The sequence below is a fragment of the Sediminibacillus sp. JSM 1682029 genome (genome assembly GCF_041366435.1).
GTDB classification, from domain to species: Bacteria; Bacillota; Bacilli; order Bacillales; family Amphibacillaceae; genus Sediminibacillus; species Sediminibacillus terrae.
On the sequence record NZ_JBEWYY010000003.1, the window covers coordinates 289886 to 313677 of the forward strand.

Sequence of the window (23792 nt, forward strand, 5' to 3'; positions counted from 1 at the left end):
TTTTCCGGTTCCATTACTATATTCCACTTATTGGTTAACCTGCCGGGATGTGGAAAAGGGCTGCTTTTGTTCCTCCTCCTTATCCAAATAGGCAGCATATTTTTTCGTCCAATTCCTCAGTGCAAGGAAGTAAAGTGCAGCCGTCACGACTGCTAGAGCTCCGATTGTGTACCAGAAGCTTCCCGATACGACTGCATCTGGATAAGCGAGGCCGATAGGTGAAAACACCACATATACTGCACACATCAGTGCAAGCAGTAAAATGGTGACGGGTAAGGCATGCTTCCATGGCACGAGGCTGACTTTTGGATCCTTTTTGAAAACATACGCTTCTTTCCGCGGCTTGGTAAACCGGAAAGCCAGGATGATGCCGACTTCGATGACGAACAGGATACCATAAACATGGATATAGTTAATGTCCAATGAGAAACCAAATAAGTGATCGGTTCCCCAAATCATCAGGTAGTAAGCAACCACATGAAAGATGATGACCACTTTTGGTGCAATCGCTGGTGTGTATTTCGATAAAACCGCTGCCAGTAAAATGGTCACGATCGGAATATTGAAAAATCCTGTAAACTGCCGGATCAAATCCCAAAGCCCGTTCGGTGCATACATGAGTAGCGGGGAAATGAAAAATGTAATAAAGGCAATGATTGTTCCGAATATTTTACTGATTTTGATCAACTTTTCATCACTGACGTCTTTTTTGGCCCGTGGCTTGTATACATCAAATGCGAACATGGTCGCAGCACTGTTCAACAAAGAATTATAAGAACTAAGCACAGCCCCTAACAGGACAGCCAGGAAAAACCCTGATAAGTAAGTCGGCAGTACATTGGAAATAAGCGTCGGATAGGCCAGGTCGACGTTGCGTAAATTTTCCCCGTACAGATGAAACGCGATGATACCTGGAACCATCATGAACAATGGCACCAGCAGCTTGTAGAAGCCTGAATAAAGTACCCCTTTTTGTCCCTCTTTCAGGCTTTTGGCTCCCAAAGTACGTTGTATGACATACTGATTGGATGCCCAGTAGAATAGGTTTGCGATAATCAACCCGGTAAAAATGCTTCCAAAGGGAACCGAGTCGTCCGGACTGCCGATTGCGTTCAACTTTTCGGCATTGTTCACCGTGATTTCCTTCATGCCACTTAGCATGTTCCCGTCGCCTAAAGCGAAAAAGCCCAGGACGGGAACCAGGATTCCGACTATCAACAAGCCGATTCCATTTAAGGTGTCTGAAACCGCAACGGCTTTCAACCCTCCGAAAATGGCATATGCTGCTCCGATCAGGCCGACGACCCATACGACCAGCCAGACAGACTGTACATAAGGAATTCCCAGTAAATCCGGAATATTAAACAACCGGAGTACGGCTAAAGCACCGGAATACAACATGGAAGGAATCGTAACGAATACATATCCAAACATAAATAAGACAACAATATATAGTCGAACCGTCTTATCGAAACGCCGGCTTAAAAATTCTGGGAGCGTCGTTACAGATCCCCCTAAGTATTTTGGCAGTAAATAAAGTGCCATAATGACCACTGCAATCGGTGCGGTGACCTCCCAGGCCATATTGGACAGGTTGGCGCGATAGGCTTGTCCGTTCAAACCGACCAGCTGTTCAGCGGAAAGATTGGTCAGCAGCAAGGAGCCGGCTATAAATCCACCGGAAAGTCCGCGGCCGGCAAGGAAGTAACCGGCTGAGTCGTTGACTTGATTTTTGGTCTGCCGGTAAGCAATCCAGGCTACCAGCCCCATAAAAAAGATGCACGATAATAGTGTAAACCACAGATTGGTATGATTCATGGCAACCCGCTCCCATTGTTTGTAAGTTTGTTTTGGTGTGAACTTCCCCTTTTTTGACTTCCTTCAAACCAGACAATTAAGCAAAACGAAAGGTGAGTGGTGTTTAAGTTGAAGGGGGAAGGATATATAGGAAGTAATTGGTCACAACCGAAAAAAGGAGGCTATTCAATGGAAAATAAAAGCTTGCAGGGGAAAACAGCCATTGTGACAGGTGCCGGTTCGGGAATCGGCCGTGCCTCTGCATTGCGGCTGGCTCAATCCGGTGCCAAAGTGGGGCTTGTCGATATCAAGGAAGAAAACGCTGCAGAGGTGAAACAGGCAATCGGCGATGCCGGTGGAGAAGCAATCATTATCGAAGCAGATGTTTCGCAACCGATCCAGGTAGAACAAGGTGTCAAAAAGGTACTCGATACTTGGGGACACTTGGATTTTGTTTTTGCCAACGCAGGCGTCAATGGACATTTGGCTCCGATTGAGGATTTGCCTGTTGACGAGTGGGACCAAACGTTGACCAATAATCTAAAAAGCACCTTTTTAACCGTCAAGTATGCAATACCGGCAATGAAAGATAAGGGCGGAAGTATCGTCATCACCAGTTCCATCAATGGTAACCGGACATTTTCCGGTATCGGAATGTCTGCCTACAGTTCTTCCAAAGCGGGCCAAATGGCGTTTGGAAAAATGGCGGCGTTGGAGCTGGCGGAATATCGCATACGGGTCAATATCATTTGTCCGGGAGCAATCGAAACCAATATCGGGGAAAATACCCATCCAGATCAAGAGAACTTGGAAAAAGTCAAAATTCCGGTAGAATTCCCGGAAGGCAATCAGCCGTTGGAGCATGGCGCGGGAAAACCGGAGCAGGTAGCTGACTTGATCCGATTCCTTGCCTCTGATGAATCCTCCCATATCACGGGGACCGAGTTGTATATCGATGGAGCGGAATCCTTGTTGCGATAGTTGGAATCTCCGCTCATTGACAGGTGCCATTCCTTGCATTATAATTATCTTGAATTCGAGATATAATATATATTAAAGTAGAAGAGGGATGCATATGGAACTGAAAGGACTCCATCATGTTTCGGCGATAACCGCAAATGCGAAAAACAATTATGACTTTTATACAAAGGTTTTGGGAATGAGGCTGGTCAAAAAGTCGGTCAACCAGGATGACACCAGCATGTACCATCTGTTCTATGCTGATGAAGCTGGCAATCCGGGCACGGACCTTACTTTTTTTGAAATTCCGCGGGCAGGTCATACGTATCCCGGGAATAACAGTATTTCGCTTACTTCTTTGCGAGTGAAAGATGACGAGGCTTTAGCTTATTGGGAAGACCGCTTCAACGAATACGAGGTTGAACATGAGGGGATTATCGAGCAATTCGGAAGAAAAGTAATATATTTTCGTGATTCGGAAGATCAGCGGCTTGCGTTGGTATCGGATGAGACCAATCAAGGTGTGGCCGGGGGAACTCCCTGGGAGCAGAGTCCGGTACCGCAGGAGCAGGGCATTACCGGCCTTGGACCTTCCAAGCTGACAGTTCCGCAGGCAGAACGTACCGTTCAAGTGCTGACAAACATCCTTGGATTCCGTAAGGTGGGCAGTTATACCTCACAAGGGGGCGGTGATATTCAAGTGTTTGCTACCGGAGAAGGCGGCACAGGGGCGGAGATCCACGTCGAGGAACAGGAAGGACTGCCAAAAGAACGCCCGGGGCGAGGCAGTGTCCATCATGTAGCTTTTCGCGTCGCGGATGAGCAAGAACTTGCCCAATGGGCAGAAAAAATCAAACAGGCAAGATTCCCTAACTCCGGACTGGTTGATCGTTACTACTTCAAGTCGCTCTATTTCCGGGAGCCGAATGGGGTTTTGTTCGAATTGGCTACCGACGGTCCTGGTTTTGCCACAGATGAGGATATTGAGCATCTTGGTGAAACGGTCGCATTGCCCCCGTTTTTGGAAGACAGGCGGGCAGAGATCGAAGCAAGACTGGAACCATTGGATACGAAGCAGAATGGCTAAAAGACAGCAGGGGGCTACCTCCTGCTGTCTTTATGGAAACGAACGTTCACTTTTTTTATGTCGGTTAACTTTGCAGAAACTAATGAAGAATTTAAACACCTGTAAATCTTCCGCCAGAAAAAGCGGCGTATGGTTCGTAATTGAAAATCGGGCAATACATCCTTCTAGTAATACCGAGTTTTATCGAGAAAAAATGCTTCCCTAACGAAAGGGAAGCATTTGTTCCATTTTACTCTGCAGGTTCAAGGTCTTCAATTGAATCGATGTCCATATACGATGGAACAACGAGGCCAATTTTGGCACCTGTCAAGTTTTCTCCTAAATCTTCAAATTCACCTTCATGCTTTTCATAGAAAGCGCCATGCGTTGCCGGCATCCATGGGGCAAGGGAAGCATCTGCATCACCTGCAGCGATTGCCTCAAAGACAACAGACGGATCGACCGGTGTAAGGGTAACATCATATCCTTGTTGTTCTAATACAATTTTCGCCACATTGGCTGAAGAGCGCTCGGTATCCCAAGGGGTAAGAACCAATTCGATCGACTTTCCATCGACAGGCTCGACTCCTTCCGTCCATTCATCCACCACGTCTTGGTTGTCATCTACCCACTTTTGGGCAGCTTCTTCAAATTCCATTTCCTGGGCATCAAGCATAACCGATTCCATGTCCTCCGGCTCCCAGTGGAAGTTGTCCAAAATCGTGTAAGCTTCAGGCATATCTTCTTTTAATCCTTGTCTTGCTATAGTGATGATCTTTTCTACATCGCCATAAACACCGTTAGGATCCTCTAGGTACTTCAGGTCCCATTTGGCAAACATATAGTGAGGAGACCATCCAGTAACGACGATTGGTTCTTCCTTGTCTATTGCATCTCCTAATGCTGTCAACATGGCAGCTGTGGAGGATTTTTCGTGTTCCCAGCCAGCGAGGTTTTCATACTCCTCTACAGCGTTATCCGTTGCTTGTGCAATGCCGGCACCTGGCTCAATTCCAGTGATGGTATGGTCTACCTCTTCACTGATATTTGCAGAACTATCCGATTGATCGTCTCCGCCGCCGCTATTATCTTCCTGTTGTCCGCATCCAGCGGCGATAAGAGCCAAGGATAGACCGGTGATAGCTCCTATTTTTTTCCACTTAAAATGAAACATACTGTCAAACACTCCTTTAATTTTGCCTAATGCTACCTGTTTCGTTTTTTATGTAGCATTACTATTCCTCATTTAACGTCTGTACATACTATATCTTTTTTGGGGGAGCATGCTCAAACGCCAAATTTAATGATTTTATTTGAATTGTTTGTACAGTTTAAACTTTACAAAACCTGAAAGCGGTCTACTATTCATATCCTTTCATTTTCTCCAGTTTCCACCATTATTTCTAATTTGATTTTACACTGAAAGTGAATTAATGACTGCAAATCGATGCCATTCCGGTATGGAAGGGCATTCGAACGCTGGCGAAGCATTTGTGTGTGTCTTGAAACCCTGGTTTATTCAATCATCCGCAGTTCCTAGCGTCATTCCCCCATCGACCACCATTTCTGTACCCGTGCAGTAAGAGCTTTCGCTAGAGGCGAGAAACGCCACCGCTTGGGCGATCTCAACCGGCTTTCCAATTCGTCCGAGAGGAACCGAGTCGTAATAAGCAGGAACATCCGCGCCTTGCTTGACCATATCTGTTTCAATTCCACCGGGATGAATCATATTCACCCGAATCCCCTTTGGTCCCAGTTCGATGGCGGCAGCCTTGGACATTGCCACCACCGATGCTTTCGTGGCGGCATATGCAGAAGATTTACTAATCGGAGCAAAAGCAGATATCGATACATTGTTTACAATTGAACCGCTTTGCTGTTTTTCCATCTGTGGGATGACTGCCTGCATTCCCATGAACACGCCAAGTTGATTAACATGAATCAGCTGTTGGTAATCCTCCAATGTTGTTTCTGTAAAAGGTTTCCTTTTCAGGACGCCTGCATTATTTACTAACACGTCAATCCTGTTGAATTTATTGACTACCTTATCGACTGCCGCTTTCCAATCAGACTCTTGTGTAACATCTAATGGAACTGGAATTGCACGGTCCTCTCCGATTGAATCAGCGACTTTTTCTGCCTCTGCATAGTTGCGGGCACCAATCCCCACCTTGGCTCCCAGTTCGGCAAGGTGATGGGCGATGGCTTTTCCCTGGCCCCGATTGGCCCCTGTTATGAGAACGACGTAATCTGTTAAATCTGGCATTTACTCACTCCTATAAGTTCATTCATTTGAAACGCCTATGTGAAAATACAAGCCAGCATATCCTTCTGCAAATAAACTCCGGTTCAAAAAGGGATTTGTAGTCTGTATGTATGTTCAGCTCTTTCACGGCTCAATGTTCATTCATTCCATGATATAAAAAAGTACTACCTCCGTTCAAGTTTGTCCCATACCTGCGACAGTAATGACGGTTATAAAGAATAATATAGCAGTCAGGCAGAGCAGTAATGCGAAAATGGCAATGATTTTTTTCTCGGATTTACTAAAAAAGGCGGTGAACGAAAATATGATCCCGATGGAAGCATTTATCAGGATGCCATATTGCATTATTTTTGGACTTCTGTATGTATAAATGAAAACACATGCCAATAAGCCAAAAGCTAAGGAAACGAAACTTATCCAAGAGTACCTTTTCATTCAATCAACCTTTCCTTATCCTTATTAATAGTGAATCATAAACAAATAAGTGTGTAAATTTCGGCTATCATTCCCTTCTTGATTAGGACTTTACACCATTTGACTTGCTAATGTAACAAAAAACGGTATTCTGGAAAAGGACTAAGTTATACAACGGAGGTAAACAGATGACATTTCAGGCGAAAGCGGTAATTCTAGATATGGATGGAACCATGCTCAATCAAACAAACCAAGTGAGCGACACATTGGCAGATATCATCAAAACAATCCGGCGAAATCGCAGACTGGTATTCATTGCCACCGGCAGGACTCTAAAGGAAGTGAAGGACCCCCTTCCCGCTGATTTGGAGGTGGATGGAATTGTTTGTGCCAATGGTATGGTGGTCTACATAAACGGAAAGCAAATCGTAAAACATTCCTTGGATGACAATTTGGTCAAGGAATTAGTGTCGAAGGCCCGGGAGGAAAAAATGTATTACGAAGTGCATCCGATAGAGGGAAGCGGATCTGCTTTGATGAAGGATAAAGGTTATTTTACTGCAGAGATTGCAGAGCCGATGCCGGCTTCAGTGAAAGAGGATGAATGGCTATCCCGAAAAGCGGCAATCAAGGAAGACATTGAATGGACAGACAATCTGCCGGTGGCCGATGCTGCCAAGATTTATTTCTTCAGCAGAGACAAGAAGCGGATGACTATCTGGAAACAGACTTTGGACGAGCTAAAGCAAAAGCATGACTTTAGTGCTTTCGCTTCCTCTGACCACAATGTAGAAGTGATGGAGAAAAACGTTTCAAAAGCGACAGGTGTTCAATATTTGTTGGAGCATTATTCTTTGACCAATGACGAAATCATGATGATCGGCGACAGTGAGAATGATTTGCCATTGATGAAAATAGCCGGGTATGCGGTAGCGATGAAGAACGCGGCGGATATAGTAAAGCAGCAAGTAGACGAAATTACGACATACAGCCACAAAGAAGACGGGTTATACAAGTTTTTATCTGAAAAGTTCGCAGAGTGAGCAATAGGGACCAGGCTAATCTTTCCCTTCACCATTCGAAAAACGAGCGGGGACAAAAGCATCGTGATCAAAATAAAAACCGAACGAAATTGATTAGTATTTAGAATTCGCTCGGTTTCTGCTTTGGTGGTCCTGCTTTCATCCCTGCCTTGCTTTTTTCGTCGATATCTGAATGTTTGTTAAAATATTTCAAGGATCAACATGTGCTTGATTGGAAGATTCGTTGAATACTTGAAAGGGAATTGCATGAAATGAGGTGACAGAGTGCTTAAGAAAAGCATGAGCTTTCCTTCAACATACTTTGTTGTATCAACAGTTTGGCAATTGATTTTCAATAAAGAGATTGAATGGCTGGATAACATAATGGTGTGTTTTATCATGTATTTGTTTATTCTGTTTCATGAATGGTCGAAGACTCCCTATAAGTGGGGGAAGGATGAACAATAAGTTGAATTTGCAGGTGGATATTTCGGTTCATTTGTTGATGGGAAAGATTTTGAGACTATTATCTATTAATTAAACAATCTAGTCCTTGGATGGAATTATCTATTCTTGGGGGCAAGGCGCTTCGCTTCTCATGAAAGCGTTACATTTGTAGTGGTTATGCGGGCATGCCATAATTGATTTGTATTTCAAAATTTTAAGGACTTTTGGAGGGAGCAGGTCAGATGAATTACCGTCAATTAGGCAATACGGATCTAAAGGTAAGCGAATTGAGCTTTGGTACTTGGGCAATCGGCGGTTCCTGGGGAAATACCAATGATGAAGAATCATTGAAGGCCCTCCAGCATGCCATGGAAGCCGGAGTTAATTTTTTCGATACAGCAGATGTTTATGGCGATGGACACAGTGAGGAGCTGCTGGCCAAGGCGACAAAAGGAAAAGAAGATGACATCCATATTGCGACAAAATTTTGCCGGGCCGGCGATATCGAAGATCCTGAAACGTACTCGGAACGGCAAGTAAGGGAGTACTGTGAGAACAGCTTGAAACGGTTGAACAGGGATACAATTGATTTGTACCAGATTCATTGCCCGCCACTCGCCATTCTGAAAGACGGCAGGGTCTTCGAGGTGCTGGATAAATTGAAAGCCGAAGGGAAAATCCGCCATTATGGAGTCAGCGTTGAAACCGTGGAAGAAGGATTGTATTGTTTGGAAAACACGGATGTTTCGGCCTTGCAAATTATTTTCAATATTTTCCGGCAAAAGCCTTTGGAAGAATTGGTTCCACAGGCTTACCGAAAAGGAGTTGGGGTCCTGGCACGCGTGCCTCTTGCAAGTGGTCTGTTGACAGGGAAGTTTAGCGAGAACCACAGCTTCCAGGCAGATGATCACCGCAATTTCAATCAAAACGGGGAAGCATTCAATGTGGGAGAAACGTTCGCAGGTCTCGAATTCAACAAGGGTGTCCAATTAAGTGAACAGCTTAAATGGATCGCCAACGACAGGGACAGCATGTCGAAAGCGGCGCTTCGCTGGATTTTGGACCATGAGGAAATCACCTGTGCAATTCCGGGCTTCAAAACAGTCAAGCAGGTGGAAGATAACTTGAAGTCATTAGAGGTGCCAAGCTTCAGCGCCGAGGAAATGGATAAATTGCAAAAGTTCTACCAACACGATGTCCATGACCACATTCGCGGCGCTTACTAAAGAATCCATCCGAAACATCGTAAAAGAACAGTTGGCAGATAAAGAGGTTGGGACAAATGTATCGTGAACAAACCAAAAACCTGACGATTCTAGTTCGTTGGGTTTTTGGTTTATAAAATTTATAAAAAGAGCAACGCTTCACTCCGGCAAGGTACTTCGCTTTCCCCCGGCCGCTTTTTGACTTTCTTTTTTCTGTGAGAGGATTTTTAAATAATAAATTAACTTAATTAAGCTGTGGTATAATCTAGGTACAAAAATAACAACAGGTGGGAAAAGCGATGCAGCGTGGAAGCTTTCAGTGGATGAAGACATTGAACAAATCCATCATCCTGAATAAAATAAGGACGAGCGGGCCCATATCGCGGGCCCAGATAGCCAAAGATACTAAATTGACGCCGCCTACGGTCAGCAGTATTGTCAAAGAGCTGATCGAGCAGGGGATCGTCCGGGAGAGTGCCCAGGGAACCTCGCAGGGTGGCCGCAAACCGACGATGCTGGTCATCAACCGTACAGAATTCTATATCATCGGAATCGATGCAGGACCTCGAACCGTTAAATTTGTTCTGGCGGATTTGTCGGGCGACTTGAAAGAAGAAAAGATTACTCCAATAGACAGTACGATAACCAGTCATCAATTTATTGAGGTCCTGATCACCGGTGTAAAAAGCCTTCTATTGGCCCGGAAAGGCTTGGTTGGCAAAATTGTCGGGATAGGAGTCGCTATGCATGGCGTAGTGAAAGTGGAAGATGGAGTGTCCGAATTTGCACCGAATCTCGATTTGCGCGATGTGGCGATAAAAGAGGAGCTAGAAAAGACCTTCGACTATGAAGTGAAGGTTGAAAACGATGCACGGGCGATGGCGCTGGGAGAGGCATGGTTCGGGGATAGTGAAGGAGTAAAAAGCATGCTGGCATTGAATATCGGCAGCGGTATCGGTGCCGGATTGATGATTGATGGAAAGCTCTATCATGGCGAATATGACTTGGCGGGAGAAATAGGTCATATGACGCTCGATCTTCACGGTGAAAAATGTACATGCGGCAACAATGGTTGTCTGCAAACAGTTGCTTCAGGGCCTGCTATCGAAAAACGTGCTAGAAGACTGCTGGACGAAGGAAGAATGTCCGGCTTAGCTTCCTTGATGGACGATAAGGAGAACCAGGTATCCGGCGAACTTGTTTATCAGGCGGCAGTCCAGGGAGATAAGGACTCCAAGGCAATACTGGAGGAAACCGGAACCTATATCGGCATTGGTCTCACCAATCTGATCCATGTCATCAACCCGAGTAAAATCGTCATCGGCGGGGGCGTTTCCAACGCAGGGGACATAATTTTAAAGCCTATTAAGGAGACCATTAAAGCAAGGGCATTGACAGCTGAAGCGAAACAGACAGAGATCACCATTTCGCCGTTAAGGGGAAATGCGACGGTTTTAGGGGCGGTGGCCCTGGTACTGACCGAGTTGTTTGATCCGTTGCCCCGTATTTCCGGTTGAAGAAAGGGGAAACTATGGATGATGGGAGAGAAAGTTAGATGATGAAATATGAATTGCAAGCTGATTGCTCCCGTTGCTTTGGACTTTGTTGTGTTGCCTTGCCTTATGCAAAGTCCTCGGACTTTGCTGCCAACAAAGCAGGAGGAACGCCTTGTTCCTACCTCCAAGACGATTATCGCTGCCGTATTCATGAAATGCTACGAAAAGAAGGATACCGTGGCTGTACTGTATATGAATGCTTCGGGGCCGGGCAGAAGGTCTCCCAGCTTACATATAGGGGCAGAAGCTGGCGGGACCATTCCGAGTTGAAAGAAGAAATGTTCAGCGTTTTTTCGGTTATGCAACAGCTGCAAGAAATCATTCGTTATTTGCATGAAGCGGTTCATCTCGCGGAAGCGGGGTCACTGTCAGGTGAACTGAAAAAGGTCTTGGAAGAGACGATACGGCTTACTGAATTACCTCCGGCTGAACTCTTACAAGTGAAGGTTTCAATTCATAGAAAAAAAGTAAATAAGTTGCTGGTCAAAACGAGTGAATTGGTGCGCAAAAGGATACGTAGCGGAAAAGATCTTCAGCTAACGGAAAAGGATGACCTTATAGGCGCTGATTTACGCGGAACGGATTTGAAGGGTGCTGATCTCAGAGGTAAGTGGCTGATAGCTGCAGATTTGTATAAGGCAGACTTACGTGCTGTCGATTTTATTGGAGCGGATTTACGAGATGCAGATGTAAGCGGAGCTGATTTCACGGATAGTATTTTTCTTACCCAGGCGCAGGTAAACGCAGCAAATGGCGATGATGCTACTATCCTTCCACCTGCACTAAAGATACCGGAACATTGGAAGTAAAGGACAAAAGCGCAAGCGCCTGTTTAAAGGAGTACAGGCTAAAGCCGCCACGTCCTGGGGCAACGCCTGCATGACCCACATCGTGTGGGCCTCCGACAAGCTTAAGAACACTCTCGGCGTGGCGCTTTTTGCTACACAGAGAATGGGCTTAAGACCTCGAGGGGGGTAGGCACTGGAGCTGGACGTGGCTGTTTCAGCCATTAATTATCCACAGTCAATTAAATTTATAATTTATACTAAGAAAAAGGAGCCGGGTTCTTTCCGCCTCCTTTTCCGTTGTCACTTATTTCAAGTCCACTTTTATAGGTTCCATTTTAATCGGTTTTTCATTTGCGCTTAAGGTAGCGAACGGAACAAGGAGGGAGTAGTTCTTAAAATCGAAATCAGCCGGATTATCTATGGTATAAATGGATTGAAAGTGCAAACTGTTTTCATCGAGTAAAGTTGCCTGATCACTCCGAATCTCGTGTTCAAGCATCTTTTGTCTGTCCAGTTCTCCTTTTTCATTCCTTTGAACATTGTCTGATTTAATTAGTTGGATAAAATCAGCAAAGTTTTGAATGATATCTTTTCTGATTTTACTTGTATCGGTATGTTGTATCGTATAATCCACTATTATTTGTTCTCCGTTTTGTTCCATGTTGGTTACCTTAACAGCATAGTCAAACCTGTTGCTTTCCACTGTGAAAGGTGCTTGTTGATCCATCGCTCCAATCTGCATCGTATCATTTTTTATTATCTCAGGTTGAATTGTTAAAGAGTTTGCATCCTCACTGATTTTGCTGCTAAATAATTCTTGGTATTCTTTTGTAACAGAAGACCCATCTGACTCGGTTGTCAAAAGATTTGGATGGTATTTTGATAATCGATTACCTTTATTATCGACTACATGGATTCTGATTTCATCTTTCTCCCCCACTAATGGAAAAGTGGTCTTGTAATTTAATGTTGTGGTTGCTTCCCCTTTGACGACCGATTCCATTGTAAGAGAGTAACCTTTACCTTCCAGTTTGCTCTCAGCATTTGAATAAATGGTCTCTGGAGGAATTTGCTCAACAGGAATATCGAAATTCCATTTTCCCTTTACACCGGTAATCGAAGTAAAGGTTAAGGGCAACGAATAGCTAGCGGGTAAATCAGCTTCTGCGTTATAAAACTCCATTGAAGCGATATAACCATCTTCGGTTTCTGTCAATTCTTTCATCGTTGAAGACCATTGATTTTGTTCTTTTCCATCAAAAAGGTGAAAGGCATATCCGGCTTCTGGTCCGCGATCGCCCCCCATGTTTTCCAGAGAGATTTTCTCCCCTTTTGCTTGGAACGTGACTCCGATGATATTCCCGTCATAATAAGCGCTTGTTATGGTTATATCGACCCCGTTACTCGTCGCCTTTTTGTTTAGCTGGGTCACTAAATCACTTTCCATTAACTCATGACCAATTTGTAAGCCAGCTTTTTCATAGACACTGCCCAACAAGGGAACCGTTGACAAGGCATAGGAAACGGGAGCGAATACGAATCCGGCTGCCAGGAAAAAGGTGGCTGCACCTGCTGCAATCGTGCCGGAAAGCTTGATCCTGGATTTTCTACGTGCCCTTTTTTCTCTTCGCCCTCTGGTTATTCCTTTGTCTATCGCATGGAAAATCTCGCTTTCGGGAACATCGATTTCGCTGATTTGTTTATGATAACGCTCTTTGTCCATAGTGATGCACTCCCTCCAAATAATGTTTTAATTCCTTTTTTGCTCTGCGCAAATAGGTTTTTACGGTGTTTTCCGGCTTTTCCATGGTTTCAGCGATTTGATGAATGGGTAAGTCATGGTAATAAAATAAGATGATGACTGTCTGATATTGTTCACTTAAATAAGAAATAGCGTTCAGCAAATCCATCTTCGTTTCTACATCCTGATTTCCTTCTGTTTCAGGCAAATGGTGAATAAGGTTTTCATCATAAACAACCTTTTTCCGTTTTCTTAATAACTCATAAGCTGTGTGAATAAGAATTTTCGTAAGCCATGTGTAAAAGTATTCGGGTTTTTTAACTTGGTTTATGGAGACAAAAGCTTTATAGATTGTTTCCTGAAGCACATCGAGAGCGTCTTCCTTATTTTTAACGTAAAGAAATGCTGTTTTATACAATTTCTCACTTTCATTTTTTACAAGTGTTTCAAAGGCAGCTTCGTCTCCTTTTATTGCTTTTTTGACTAGGGATGAGTGTTTCAAGTTTTTGCCCTCCTTTCACCTGTTAGAGCAATTAGTGAATAGAAAAGTTTCAAAAAAGTTATTATTTAAAAGAACAAATCGATATAAAGGGAGTCCCCAACCATAAAGAAAGGGTGCCAACTCATATTAGCACCCTTTGTCAATAAGCAGATATGGAATTGTTGTATTTCTCTCTAAGAAAAAAATTGAAACATTGTCCGGGAATAATAGTCTTCTCCGGCAGGCAGGAAGCAGGAAGGAAATCCTTTATGGTGCAGCGAGGCAGGAGAAGCCTGTGTCTCAAAGCAAATACCCAGGTATTGCGCAGATTCCCGCTCCTTCAGCTGTAACCCTTCCCCCAAGCCATTGGAAGTGTACATGACCATTCCAGGCTGGTCGGTTTTAATCGTCATTTTCCTTCCGCTATGTTGATCGGCGGCAGTGACTTGAGACTCCTTTTTCTTATCAAAAATAAAGTAATGATCGTAGCCGTGCCCGGCATAGATATTCTGCTGGTTATCGGATTGGATTCCATCCTCTATTTTTCTACCCTGGCGGAAATCAAACACCGTTCCTCTGACATCCAGTTTGTTGCCGGTTGGAATCAACGCTTCATCGAGCTCGACGAACTGACTGCTGTCGAGGGTAACTTCGTGATTCCGGATATCAGATTGTAAATCACCGCTTAAGTTAAAGTAGGAATGGTTGGTCGTGGTCAACACGGTATCCTTGTCTGCCGAACCCTGGTAGGTGATGGAAAACTGATTGGTGTTGTCCAGGGTGTATGTGATTTTCATTTCCAGATTGCCGGGATATCCGTTTTCTCCATCCCCACTTTGATGGGTAAAGACAACGCCCACCATATTTTCTTTTTCAAAGGTTTCTGTCTGCCATATCGTTTTATGGAAAGCATCCGGTCCGCCATGTAGATGGTTTTCCCCTTCATTTGACGGTAGTCGGTAGGTTTTTCCGTTAAGGGAAAAGGAGGACCCTTCGATTCTTCCGGCTACGCGGCCGATCAGAGCCCCAAAGAAATTTGGATTGTCGAGATAATCTTCGTAGTTTTTATATCCAACCACGATATTTTCTTTGCGGCCGTTCTTGTCGGGCACCAGTATCTCCGTGATAATGCCGCCGAAATCGAGGCAGCTCAACTCCATGCCACGGTCATTGGAGAAAGTGAACCGTTTCCAGTTTTGTCCGGTGGAAAGAGCAATTTGTTCCTGTTTGATTTGCATTCGATACACTCCTTGCTAGTCTTGATTCAATGCCATGATAAATCGCTGAAATGCCTGGCTGCCTTGTTCATCCCGTTTGAAGACACCTGCATCTTCCAATACTTTGGTGAATTTTCTTCCTACTTCATCTTGTAAAATTGCTCCCACGTTCTCTTTGTGGATCTGATTATTCCGTTTGATTTGTTCTGCCCAGTTGCGGTGATGGTTAGGAACCGCTTCCGTTTCTTCGAGTAAAAAGCGTTTGACTTCCTCCAGTTCGGATTTGAGTCTGGCTGGCAGTACCGCTAATCCCATCACTTCGATCAGCCCGATGTTTTCCCGTTTAATATGATGCACATCGGCGTGGGGATGGAATATCCCCAAGGGGTGCTGTTCGGATGTACGGTTGTTGCGCAGGACAATGTCCATTTCCAAGCGGCCGTCCCGCATCCGGACTATCGGTGTAACCGTGTTATGTGGCGTACCACCGCTATAAGCTATGATTGCCACATGCTCGTCCTCGTAATTGCGCCATGTTTGCAAGATATGGGTTGCAGCTTCCACCAGCTCCATACGGTCAGGAGAAGAAAGACGTATAACAGAAAGCGGCCAGTCGACTATTCCGGCTTGCACAGCCGGGAAATCCTTTAACGAAAATGTTGCCGTTTTACCAGCAGCTTCCATGGCAAACTGATAACGGCCGCCTTGGTAATGATCATGGCTGAGAATCGACCCCCCTACAATCGGCAAATCTGCATTGGAACCGAGAAAATAATGCGGAAACTTTTCTACAAATGCGGTCAGGCGCAAGAAGGTTTGCCTGTCGATTTTCATTTCCCGGTGCTCTTCCGCTAGTACAATGCTGTGTTCGTTGTAGTAAACATAAGGGGAATATTGCAGGTACCAGTTTTCGTCCTCCAAAGATATTTTCACGATCCGGTGGTTGGACCGGGCCGGATGGCCGATCCTGCCGACATACCCTTCGTTTTCCCTGCATAACACACATTGCGGGTAACCAATCGCTTGTTTTTCTTCTTTTTCCCGTCTGATTTGCTCTGGATCTTTTTCCGGTTTGGACAGGTTGATGGTAATATCCATTTTCCCGTAAGCAGTGTCTGCTTTAAAGTGGATGTTTTTACTGATACGCTTCATTTGGATATAATTGCTGTCTTTGCTTAAAGCATAAAAGTAATCTGTCGCCTGCTCTGCTCTTTCCCGATATTTGGCTTCAAATGTCTGCTGGACGGCAGAGGGTTTCGGCAGGAAGATATTCATCACATTGGCCGAAAATATTTCCTTTTCATCCAGCACATCCTCGATGATTTGATTTTCAACCGCGTAACCGACAAGCTCCTCGACGAAGTCGGGAATGGAAGTCTGCTGCGTATCAGCTGGGCCTTCATCTTGATAATCGTTCATTTTCAACAGCCCCAGCAGCTGGTTGCGTACATAAACAGCATCTTGCCGCTCAATCAATCCGGTGGAAATGGCTTTATCTATTAAACTGGCAATCGTTTGAAAGACAGACATTATGCCCCGACTCCTCCATCATAGCCGTGAGGATGGTTGCGATGCCAGTTCCATGCATCCTCGATGATCGTTTCGATCGAGGTGCGTGAAGGCTGCCAGCCCAAAATGCGCTTGGCCTTTTCCGCCGATGCAATCAGGACGCTTGGATCGCCGGGTCGACGCTCACCGGGCACAGCCGGTATCGGTTTGCCGGTCACTTTCCGGGCGGTATCAATGATTTGTTTTACCGAAAAACCTTGATTGCTTCCAAGGTTGAAAATCTCGCTTTCTCCGCCATTTTCCAAGTAAGACAGCGCAAGCAGGTGAGCATCAATCAAGTCTTCCACGTGAATGTAATCCCGGATGCACGTGCCATCTTCAGTGTCGTAGTCTTCTCCGAAAATAGTGATGGCCTCACGCTGCTCCAGTGCGGTCTGCAATACAATTGGAATCAAGTGCGTCTCTGGCTGGTGATCCTCGCCGATCTCTCCTGTCCTTCTCGCTCCGGCTACATTGAAGTAACGGAGGGATACGTATTTGAGACCATAGGCAAGGGCACACCATTTCATCATTTTTTCCATTGCCAGTTTTGTTTCCCCGTAGGCGCTTTCCGGATTTGTCCGCATGTCTTCGGTAATCGGAACAGCTTCCGGCTCTCCGTAAGTGGCTGCTGTGGAAGAGAAAACAATCTTGTCGACGTTGTGTGCCTTCATGGTTTCCAGCAGTACCTGGGTACCGTGCACATTGTTGCTGAAATATTTCAGCGGCTCCTGCATCGATTCGCCGACAAGCGAATTAGCAGAAAAATGCAAGACTGCTTCAATATCTTCCTTGTTGAATACATTCTCTAAAAACTCTTTCTCCCGGATGTCACCCTGGTAAAAGGTTGCATCAGGATGTACGGCTTGGCTGTGTCCAGTTTCCGCATTATCTATTACCACCACGTGGTGTTTCTGATCGATTAATTGATAGACTGCATGTGAACCGATATATCCAGCTCCGCCTAATACCAAAATACTCATTTTTCCCACTCCTTTTGAGGATTTTCTTTTATAATGGTTTAGCTCCGTCGCTTATTGTCGCGGGGTAAAAAGAGGCATCGTATCCAACTTGTTGCCGGTATAATTGGTTGACATTTTCTCGGAAGCTATTCACATCTTTTTCCGGGACGATGGCGATGGCGCAGCCGCCGAAACCGGCTCCTGTCATTCTTGCCCCCAGAACACCAGGCTGTTTCCAGGCTGCTTCGACAATCGTATCGAGTTCCTTGCCTGTAACCTCGTAATCCTGCTGCAACGAAATGTGCGACTGGTTCATTAGTTCTCCGAATTGCTTGAGGTCATTATCCTTCAAGCTTTGCAGCGCCTTTAACGTCCGGCGGTTTTCATAAACGGCATGCTTGGCGCGTTTGCGATCGAGTCCATGTTGAATGGCGTGTTTGTTTGCTTCAAATTGCTCCTCTGTTAAATCTCCCAAACTACTAATGCCGATTACTTTCTGTAAATCGGCAAGTGCCCGCTCACATTCCATCCGTCGTTCATTATATTTCGATCCTGCCAATTCTCTTCGCTTGTTGGTGTTGATGATCATCACGATATACTCCTTTAGCTGAACAGGGGCATAGGAATAATCCAGTGATTGACAATCGAGCAATATAGCATGATTTTTTTTGCCCATTCCGATGGCAAACTGATCCATTATCCCGCTATTGACACCGATATACTCGTTTTCTACTTTTTGGCCTTGCTGGATCATGCGGATGCGGTCAATAGGTAATTCATAGAGTGACTCGGCCAAAACGCCGGTCACCATTTCGATCGAGGCAGACGATGATAAACCTGCGCCATTGGGAATGTCTCCCCAAAATAAAATATCTGCTCCCGAGGAAATGGTGAGCCCATCCTTCATTAAATAGTTTATCATGCCTTTTGGATAATTGGCCCATTGATCTTTTTCCTGATAGTCCAGCTGATTCATTTCACATTCAATGATACCGGTTTCAGGGAAGTTGACCGAATAAAGCCTGATGGTCTGATCATCACGTTTGGCAGCGGCCGCATAAGTGCCGAATGAAATGGATGCGGGGAAGACGTGGCCGCCGTTATAATCCGTGTGTTCCCCGATTAAGTTGATTCGTCCGGGTGCAAAGAACGTATGGGGCTGTTTTGTAGACTGAAAAATCTTCTGAAACGTATGAATGAGTTGTTTTGTATCCATCTAATACTCCTCTCTCCTGAAAAATAAAACAACTTAATTAAATTAATTAATTATCTTGTTTTCAGCTTACTATGCTTTCAATTCTTTTTCAAGTTCTTTTTAAGGTATGTTTCAAGGACGGTTACTACCCTCCGCGCATTGCGGAAAATTCACGACCTAGATTAATAGGAAAGGGCATATAATATGGAAAGTGATTTTTTTGTTTGCAGAAAAGGATCGTGTCTGGCAATCAGGAGGAGTTTGAAAGGAGAATTGACACATACCGTAAATCTGATAAGATAAATTTGACAGTAAGTGATAATGATTATCACTATTGATAAATGGTCGAACTTCATATAATTATATAATAAAGCAAAGGGGAGAAAATCATGAATCTTTCTGAATTAATGAAAGACCGACGTTCCATTCAGCTTTATGAGGACCGTCCGGTACCATTGGATGAATTGAAACAAATGTTGGAATCGGCGGTTTGGGTACCCAACCATAAAATGACCCAGCCATGGCGTTTCACCTTTGTCCATGGCGAGTCGCTTAAAAAGGTAGCCGAAATCAATCGCAAGCTGGGCGAAAAAGGCGCCGATCCAGAAGAGCGCAAAGCAAATGGAGAAAAAGCTTATCAAAAGATTGCCAATGTACCTGCCTTGTTGATTGTCACGATTAAAGAAAACCATAATCCGAAGTTCCGTGAAGAAGATTATGCCGCCACTAGCTGTGTGATCCAAAACTTCAGTCTACTGGCTTGGGAAAAGGGAATCGGCATGATCTGGAAGACAGGTGCCATTACCATGGAGGACGCGTTCCGGGAGGCTGTCGGTGTACAGCCTGGAGAAAGAGTGGCAGGAATGCTGCAAATCGGTTATCCGGCAAAAGTTCCAAAACCAAGACCGAGAGCGGACGTTCAACAACTGATAACAGAATTAGATTGAATGGAGAGCCTGGGGAAAAAGCATAGCGAACCAAAACCGGACAATTCGTTCGGTTTTTTTGAAAGATAAGAAAGTATAAATTTCAGAGATGTCTAGCTCCAGCGCCTACCCCCTCGAGGTCTTAAGCCCATCCTCTGTGTGGCAAAAAGCGCCACATCGAGGTTGTTCTTAAGCTTGTCGGAGGCCCACACGATGTGGGTCATGCAGGCGTTGCCACAGGATGTGGCGGTTTTAGCCTGTACTCCTTACTCCGGCAGGGTACTTCGCTTTCCGCGGGATGCGTGGTTTTTTCGGGAGCAATTAGAAGCACGCATCAAACAACTGGATAAAAGGCAGTATAACTTCACAAAAATACCGAGCGAATTCAATCAGCTGTTTGAATTCGCTCGGATTTTGCTTTGGTGCCATACTTTTGTTCCAGCCTCTTCTATTACACAAAATATAGGTGTACACAAGAGTGTGAAAGAGCCCTTGATGGAGTCGATGAAGAGGGGGCAGAAGGGGCAAGGACGGTTGCAAAGTTTTTCACCTCTTTTGTTAAGCATTGGGCGTTTTCTATTTGGTATTTTAAAAAAGAAGAGTACACTATTAGGAGAAATGATTTAGGAGGCGATGGAAATGGCGACTGTTGATTTCAAAAAAACGGCGCTGGTAATTATCGATTTACAGAAAGGCATTGTGCAACTTGCGCCAAATAGTGCCTAAAGTGCCAAAGTTGTCGAGAATGCATCAGAGTTGGTTAAGTGCTTCAGGGAAAATGACGGATTGATTTCCTTTGTAAAGGTTGATTTTTTGGATGGGAAAGATGCCTTACAGCCGATTACTGATCAGTCTTCCCAAGCTGTTGACCGCCCCGGGGACTGGGCAGAATTCATTCCGGAACTTGGCGTTAATGCCAAGGATTACGTCGTGACCAAACGGCAATGGGGGGCTTTTTTCGGTACTGATCTTGACCTACAGCTTCGGCGCAGAGGAATAGATACGATTGTATTGTGTGGAATCGCCACGAATATTGGAGTGGAAAGCACCGCAAGGGAGGCCTTCCAGTATGGGTATAATCAAATTTTTGTGACAGATGCCATGAGCTCTTTTACAGAGGAAGAACATCAATCCAGCTGTCGTTTTATTTTCCCCAAAATTGGCAAAATCAGAAGCACTGAGCAGTTTATCACCGCCAATACACAGAAAATCGAATAAAAAAATGGAAGCCCAGCTGCGGGAGGTAGCTGGTATCTTCCATCACAAAGGGGTATTCTCTATTATCTTAACCAACCCATACTAAGAGAATATGAATTTGCCATAAAGAAATTGTAAAGTTGCAAGATATTTCCTCTCTCAGTGGATGATTATCGCGTAGAAAAGCACTGAATTTTTCATGAGAACCTATCAGAGATATCAGAATTTAATTTTTTTAGGAAAATCAAGGGTTGTTTTCCTATTTTTCTATGCTATTAACATAGAATTTATCTAGCAAAAAGGTCCCTTCTCACTATTAAACCTGTTTTTTTTTACATTTTCATGTATAAAAACCAGGATTATTGCCCCACAATTACAAATATGACAAGTCTATGATAAAGGGTTACTTTTGTAATTTACTCTTAAATAGGCTGTAACCACAACACCATTTTGTGTGTGTTACTATAAGGCTTGTCAGAAATTTTGAGGAGGGAAACACAGATGAAGAAATTCGTAGTATCTCTAACTACAGGGCTTATTATTGCAGGGACTGCTGCAACATCTGCATCCGCCGAAGACTATCAAGTGGAGTCAGGCGATACGCTTTGGGGAATCGCCAATGACTATCAAGTATCTGTTGAGACGTTAAGAGATCTCAACGGGTTGGACACAGATATTATCCATCCAGGACAAGATTTAGAAATAGATAAAGCAGAAACTTACACGGTAAAAGAAGGCGACACGTTATTCGGCATCGCGGACGAATACGACGTGAGTGTTTCAGAGTTGAAAGATTGGAACAATCTATCAACTTCTGTGATTCTGCCGGCACAAGAATTGTTGGTGGAAGAATCCAATAATCTTGACGTTATTCCGCAAGTAGAAAACGAAACAGTAGACAAAGAAACAGCAAAAGAAACCGATGCGGATAAAGCCGCAGAACAGGTTGCATCGAAACCGGCACCCGACTCTGAAAAAGAAGCAGATGGCAAAGTGGTAACCGTTGAATCTACTGCCTATACTTCCGATTGTGCCGGATGCTCGGGAATCACCGCGACTGGAGTCAACTTAAATGAAAATCCAAACGCGAAAGTTATTGCAGTTGATCCGAAAGTGATTCCGTTAGGTTCCAGAGTTTATGTAGAAGGATACGGCGAAGCGATTGCGGCTGATACCGGCGGAGCTATCCAAGGAAACCGCGTGGACCTTCATGTACCAACTAAATCAGAAGCATATGACTGGGGCAGAAGAACCGTAGAAGTCACGATTCTTGATTAAATTCCCCCTGTAAAAGAAAAGGCAGAAGCGTTGCAGCGCTTCTGCCTTTTCTTTAAGCAAAGATCCAGCTCCTATCCCCGAGACTTTGATTAAGAGCTTGTCGGAGACCCTCACGGTATGAGCCATGCTGACGTTGCCACAGCATGTGGCGAATGCAACCAACAGGCGCTTGCACTTTTCTTTATCGTAAAAGCTTTTGCCATATTAAATATCACGGCTGTAAGCAAATCTCTCTATTTTATAAAATAGCTTTTAATTGAGTAGTTGGGTTCCTTTGTCGGCTTCCATTTCTACTTTCCCGTCCGGACTTACCGTTTGGACATAACCTACTACTCCGAAGCTAATAATCAACATAAGAAACAAGATGATTAACAGTTTCTTCACTATCATTCTCCCCCTGTTGAATTCTTACTTTTATTGTAAATCAAAGACCTATCCCTTTTCCATAGTAAATTCTAACAATCTTCGATAAAATTCTTACAATATTGTAAGAAAGTTTATATCTTAGCACCGAGAGGTTAAAATAGGATTAATGATTGCCCTGCGGTTAATCGATTGCGCTGCAGGGAACACTTTCAAGTGAAACCGATTGAAGAGGTGAAGAGGTTGACGACATTTTCTTCGCTTGGCGTTTCAGCCAAGCTGACAGATATTTTAAAAGACCATGGTATTTATGAACCGACCCCCATACAGGAACAGGCGATTCCGTTACTGCATGAAGGGTGGGATGTGATTGCTCAGGCACAGACAGGAACCGGCAAGACATTGGCTTTTATACTGCCGATACTGGAACACTTACAGCCGGAAGCCGATTCTCCCCAAGCATTGATTGTAACACCGACCAGGGAACTGGCTCTGCAAATAACGAGTGAGCTGAATAAAGTGGCGGAACATTTTTCTGGAATACATACGTTGGCTGTTTATGGCGGACAGGATATTCAAAGTCAGTTGAACAAGTTGAAAAAACAGGTGAATATTGTGGTGGCGACTCCAGGCAGGCTGCTGGACCACACCAGGCGCGGTACCATCACCCTTTCCGGCGTTTCCATGCTTGTTTTGGATGAAGCGGACCAGATGCTGCAATTCGGATTTATGCCCGAGATAAAAGAAATTATCGGACAACTGCCGGAACAGCGGCAGACAATGCTATTTTCCGCTACGATGCCTGAAGAAGTGAGAACACTGGCAAAAAATTATATGACCAATCCCCGGAACGTCAAGGTAAAGGGAAGCGATACGACCCTGGAAGGCATTAAGCAAATGGTAATCGAAACGACGGATAGGGAAAAACAGGATAAACTGCGTACAGTACTGGACCAGTTCCGCCCCTTCCTGGCTGTGATTTTTTGCCGCACAAAACGGAGGGCGGCCAAGCTCAACGCCGCCTTGCAAAGCCATGGTTATTTGTCGGATGAACTGCACGGCGATCTTTCCCAGGCGAAACGGGAGAAGGCGATGAAACGGTTCCGGGAAATGAAGACACAGTTTTTAGTAGCGACGGATGTTGCTGCGAGAGGACTGGATGTAGAAGGAGTCACCCATGTGATTAACTATGATATCCCGGAAGATACCGAAAGCTATATCCACCGCATCGGCCGGACCGGCCGAGCAGGAAGTGAAGGCTTGGCAATCACCTTTGTTGCGCCCAAAGACCGGAAATATTTGCAGGCAATCGAGCGGGAGTTGAAAGGAAAAATTAAACGCAAGGAAATATAAAGGCAAAAAG

At 44.7% G+C, this 23792-nt stretch carries 21 protein-coding genes and 1 pseudogene; 11 read left to right on the forward strand and 11 right to left on the reverse strand.

Annotated elements, in window-relative coordinates; all coding sequences use genetic code 11:
• Window positions 1–27: 27 nt before the first annotated feature.
• Window positions 28–1818: a solute:sodium symporter family transporter gene (locus tag ABVF09_RS07640; RefSeq protein WP_035426378.1), complete on the reverse strand. Its 1791-nt coding sequence runs from the start codon at window positions 1816–1818 to the stop codon at window positions 28–30.
• 168 nt (window positions 1819–1986) lie between these two features.
• On the opposite strand from ABVF09_RS07640, the gene ABVF09_RS07645 reads away from it, so the two are divergent.
• Window positions 1987–2778, forward strand: a complete 792-nt coding sequence (locus ABVF09_RS07645; RefSeq protein WP_026568727.1) for an SDR family oxidoreductase — start codon at window positions 1987–1989, stop codon at window positions 2776–2778.
• 94 nt (window positions 2779–2872) lie between these two features.
• Window positions 2873–3844, forward strand: a complete 972-nt coding sequence (locus ABVF09_RS07650; protein ID WP_371068916.1) for a ring-cleaving dioxygenase — start codon at window positions 2873–2875, stop codon at window positions 3842–3844.
• Window positions 3845–4073: 229 nt separating this feature from the next.
• On the opposite strand, the gene ABVF09_RS07655 is transcribed toward ABVF09_RS07650, so the two are convergent.
• From ABVF09_RS07655 to ABVF09_RS07665, 3 genes are all read right to left on the reverse strand, one after another.
• Window positions 4074–4997: a glycine betaine ABC transporter substrate-binding protein gene (locus ABVF09_RS07655; RefSeq protein WP_026568725.1), complete on the reverse strand. Its 924-nt coding sequence runs from the start codon at window positions 4995–4997 to the stop codon at window positions 4074–4076.
• A 345-nt stretch (window positions 4998–5342) separates the two neighbouring features.
• Entirely contained in the window at window positions 5343–6089 is a 747-nt protein-coding gene (locus ABVF09_RS07660) for an SDR family NAD(P)-dependent oxidoreductase (RefSeq protein WP_371068917.1), read from the reverse strand.
• Between the two features lie 174 nt (window positions 6090–6263).
• A complete protein-coding gene (locus ABVF09_RS07665) occupies window positions 6264–6434 on the reverse strand; it encodes a hypothetical protein (RefSeq protein WP_153463752.1) in 171 nt (56 codons plus the stop codon).
• A gap of 257 nt (window positions 6435–6691) precedes the next feature.
• Between ABVF09_RS07665 and ABVF09_RS07670 the strand changes: the two genes are divergently transcribed.
• The 4 genes from ABVF09_RS07670 (at window position 6692) to ABVF09_RS07685 (ending at window position 11542) form a co-directional block, all read left to right on the forward strand.
• Window positions 6692–7546 carry an HAD family hydrolase gene (locus tag ABVF09_RS07670; protein ID WP_371068918.1) on the forward strand — a complete coding sequence of 285 codons (855 nt, stop codon included), beginning with the start codon at window positions 6692–6694 and terminating at the stop codon, window positions 7544–7546.
• Between the two features lie 668 nt (window positions 7547–8214).
• Window positions 8215–9198: an aldo/keto reductase gene (locus tag ABVF09_RS07675; protein WP_026568720.1), complete on the forward strand. Its 984-nt coding sequence runs from the start codon at window positions 8215–8217 to the stop codon at window positions 9196–9198.
• 278 nt (window positions 9199–9476) lie between these two features.
• Entirely contained in the window at window positions 9477–10694 is a 1218-nt protein-coding gene (locus ABVF09_RS07680) for an ROK family transcriptional regulator (RefSeq protein ID WP_371068919.1), read from the forward strand.
• 38 nt (window positions 10695–10732) lie between these two features.
• The gene (locus ABVF09_RS07685; protein ID WP_371068920.1) at window positions 10733–11542 is read left to right on the forward strand and encodes a pentapeptide repeat-containing protein; all 810 of its coding nucleotides are present in this window, start codon (window positions 10733–10735) and stop codon (window positions 11540–11542) included.
• A gap of 283 nt (window positions 11543–11825) precedes the next feature.
• Here ABVF09_RS07685 and ABVF09_RS07690 read toward each other — a convergent pair whose 3' ends face one another.
• The 6 genes from ABVF09_RS07690 to ABVF09_RS07715 form a co-directional block, all read right to left on the reverse strand.
• The gene (locus tag ABVF09_RS07690; RefSeq protein ID WP_153463736.1) at window positions 11826–13244 is read right to left on the reverse strand and encodes a DUF4179 domain-containing protein; all 1419 of its coding nucleotides are present in this window, start codon (window positions 13242–13244) and stop codon (window positions 11826–11828) included.
• Window positions 13222–13764, reverse strand: coding sequence for a sigma-70 family RNA polymerase sigma factor (locus ABVF09_RS07695; protein WP_153463734.1), 543 nt, complete (start codon window positions 13762–13764; stop codon window positions 13222–13224). The genes ABVF09_RS07690 and ABVF09_RS07695 overlap by 23 nt, the downstream gene beginning before the upstream one ends.
• Window positions 13765–13937: 173 nt before the next feature.
• Entirely contained in the window at window positions 13938–14981 is a 1044-nt protein-coding gene (locus ABVF09_RS07700) for an aldose epimerase family protein (protein WP_371068921.1), read from the reverse strand.
• Between the two features lie 15 nt (window positions 14982–14996).
• Window positions 14997–16490, reverse strand: coding sequence for a UDP-glucose--hexose-1-phosphate uridylyltransferase (galT, locus tag ABVF09_RS07705; protein WP_371068922.1), 1494 nt, complete (start codon window positions 16488–16490; stop codon window positions 14997–14999).
• Entirely contained in the window at window positions 16490–17491 is a 1002-nt protein-coding gene (galE, locus tag ABVF09_RS07710; RefSeq protein WP_371068923.1) for a UDP-glucose 4-epimerase GalE, read from the reverse strand. Before galE ends, galT begins: the two co-directional genes overlap by 1 nt.
• A gap of 28 nt (window positions 17492–17519) precedes the next feature.
• On the reverse strand, window positions 17520–18686 hold the full coding sequence (locus ABVF09_RS07715) for a galactokinase (RefSeq protein WP_371068924.1): 1167 nt from the start codon (window positions 18684–18686) through the stop codon (window positions 17520–17522).
• 368 nt (window positions 18687–19054) lie between these two features.
• Here ABVF09_RS07715 and ABVF09_RS07720 point away from each other — a divergent pair, with 368 nt between their 5' ends.
• From ABVF09_RS07720 to ABVF09_RS07735, 4 genes and pseudogenes are all read left to right on the forward strand, one after another.
• Window positions 19055–19612: a nitroreductase family protein gene (locus tag ABVF09_RS07720; protein ID WP_026568714.1), complete on the forward strand. Its 558-nt coding sequence runs from the start codon at window positions 19055–19057 to the stop codon at window positions 19610–19612.
• Window positions 19613–19804: 192 nt separating this feature from the next.
• A complete protein-coding gene (locus ABVF09_RS07725) occupies window positions 19805–20218 on the forward strand; it encodes a hypothetical protein (RefSeq protein WP_371068925.1) in 414 nt (137 codons plus the stop codon).
• 6 nt (window positions 20219–20224) lie between these two features.
• Window positions 20225–20809, forward strand: a pseudogene (locus ABVF09_RS07730) (hydrolase).
• A gap of 480 nt (window positions 20810–21289) precedes the next feature.
• Window positions 21290–22066, forward strand: coding sequence for a 3D domain-containing protein (locus ABVF09_RS07735; RefSeq protein WP_026568704.1), 777 nt, complete (start codon window positions 21290–21292; stop codon window positions 22064–22066).
• A 252-nt stretch (window positions 22067–22318) separates the two neighbouring features.
• Here ABVF09_RS07735 and ABVF09_RS07740 read toward each other — a convergent pair whose 3' ends face one another.
• Window positions 22319–22450, reverse strand: a complete 132-nt coding sequence (locus ABVF09_RS07740) for a hypothetical protein (RefSeq protein WP_268744596.1) — start codon at window positions 22448–22450, stop codon at window positions 22319–22321.
• A gap of 222 nt (window positions 22451–22672) precedes the next feature.
• Between ABVF09_RS07740 and ABVF09_RS07745 the strand changes: the two genes are divergently transcribed.
• A complete protein-coding gene (locus ABVF09_RS07745) occupies window positions 22673–23782 on the forward strand; it encodes a DEAD/DEAH box helicase (RefSeq protein WP_051382155.1) in 1110 nt (369 codons plus the stop codon).
• Window positions 23783–23792 lie beyond the last annotated feature (10 nt).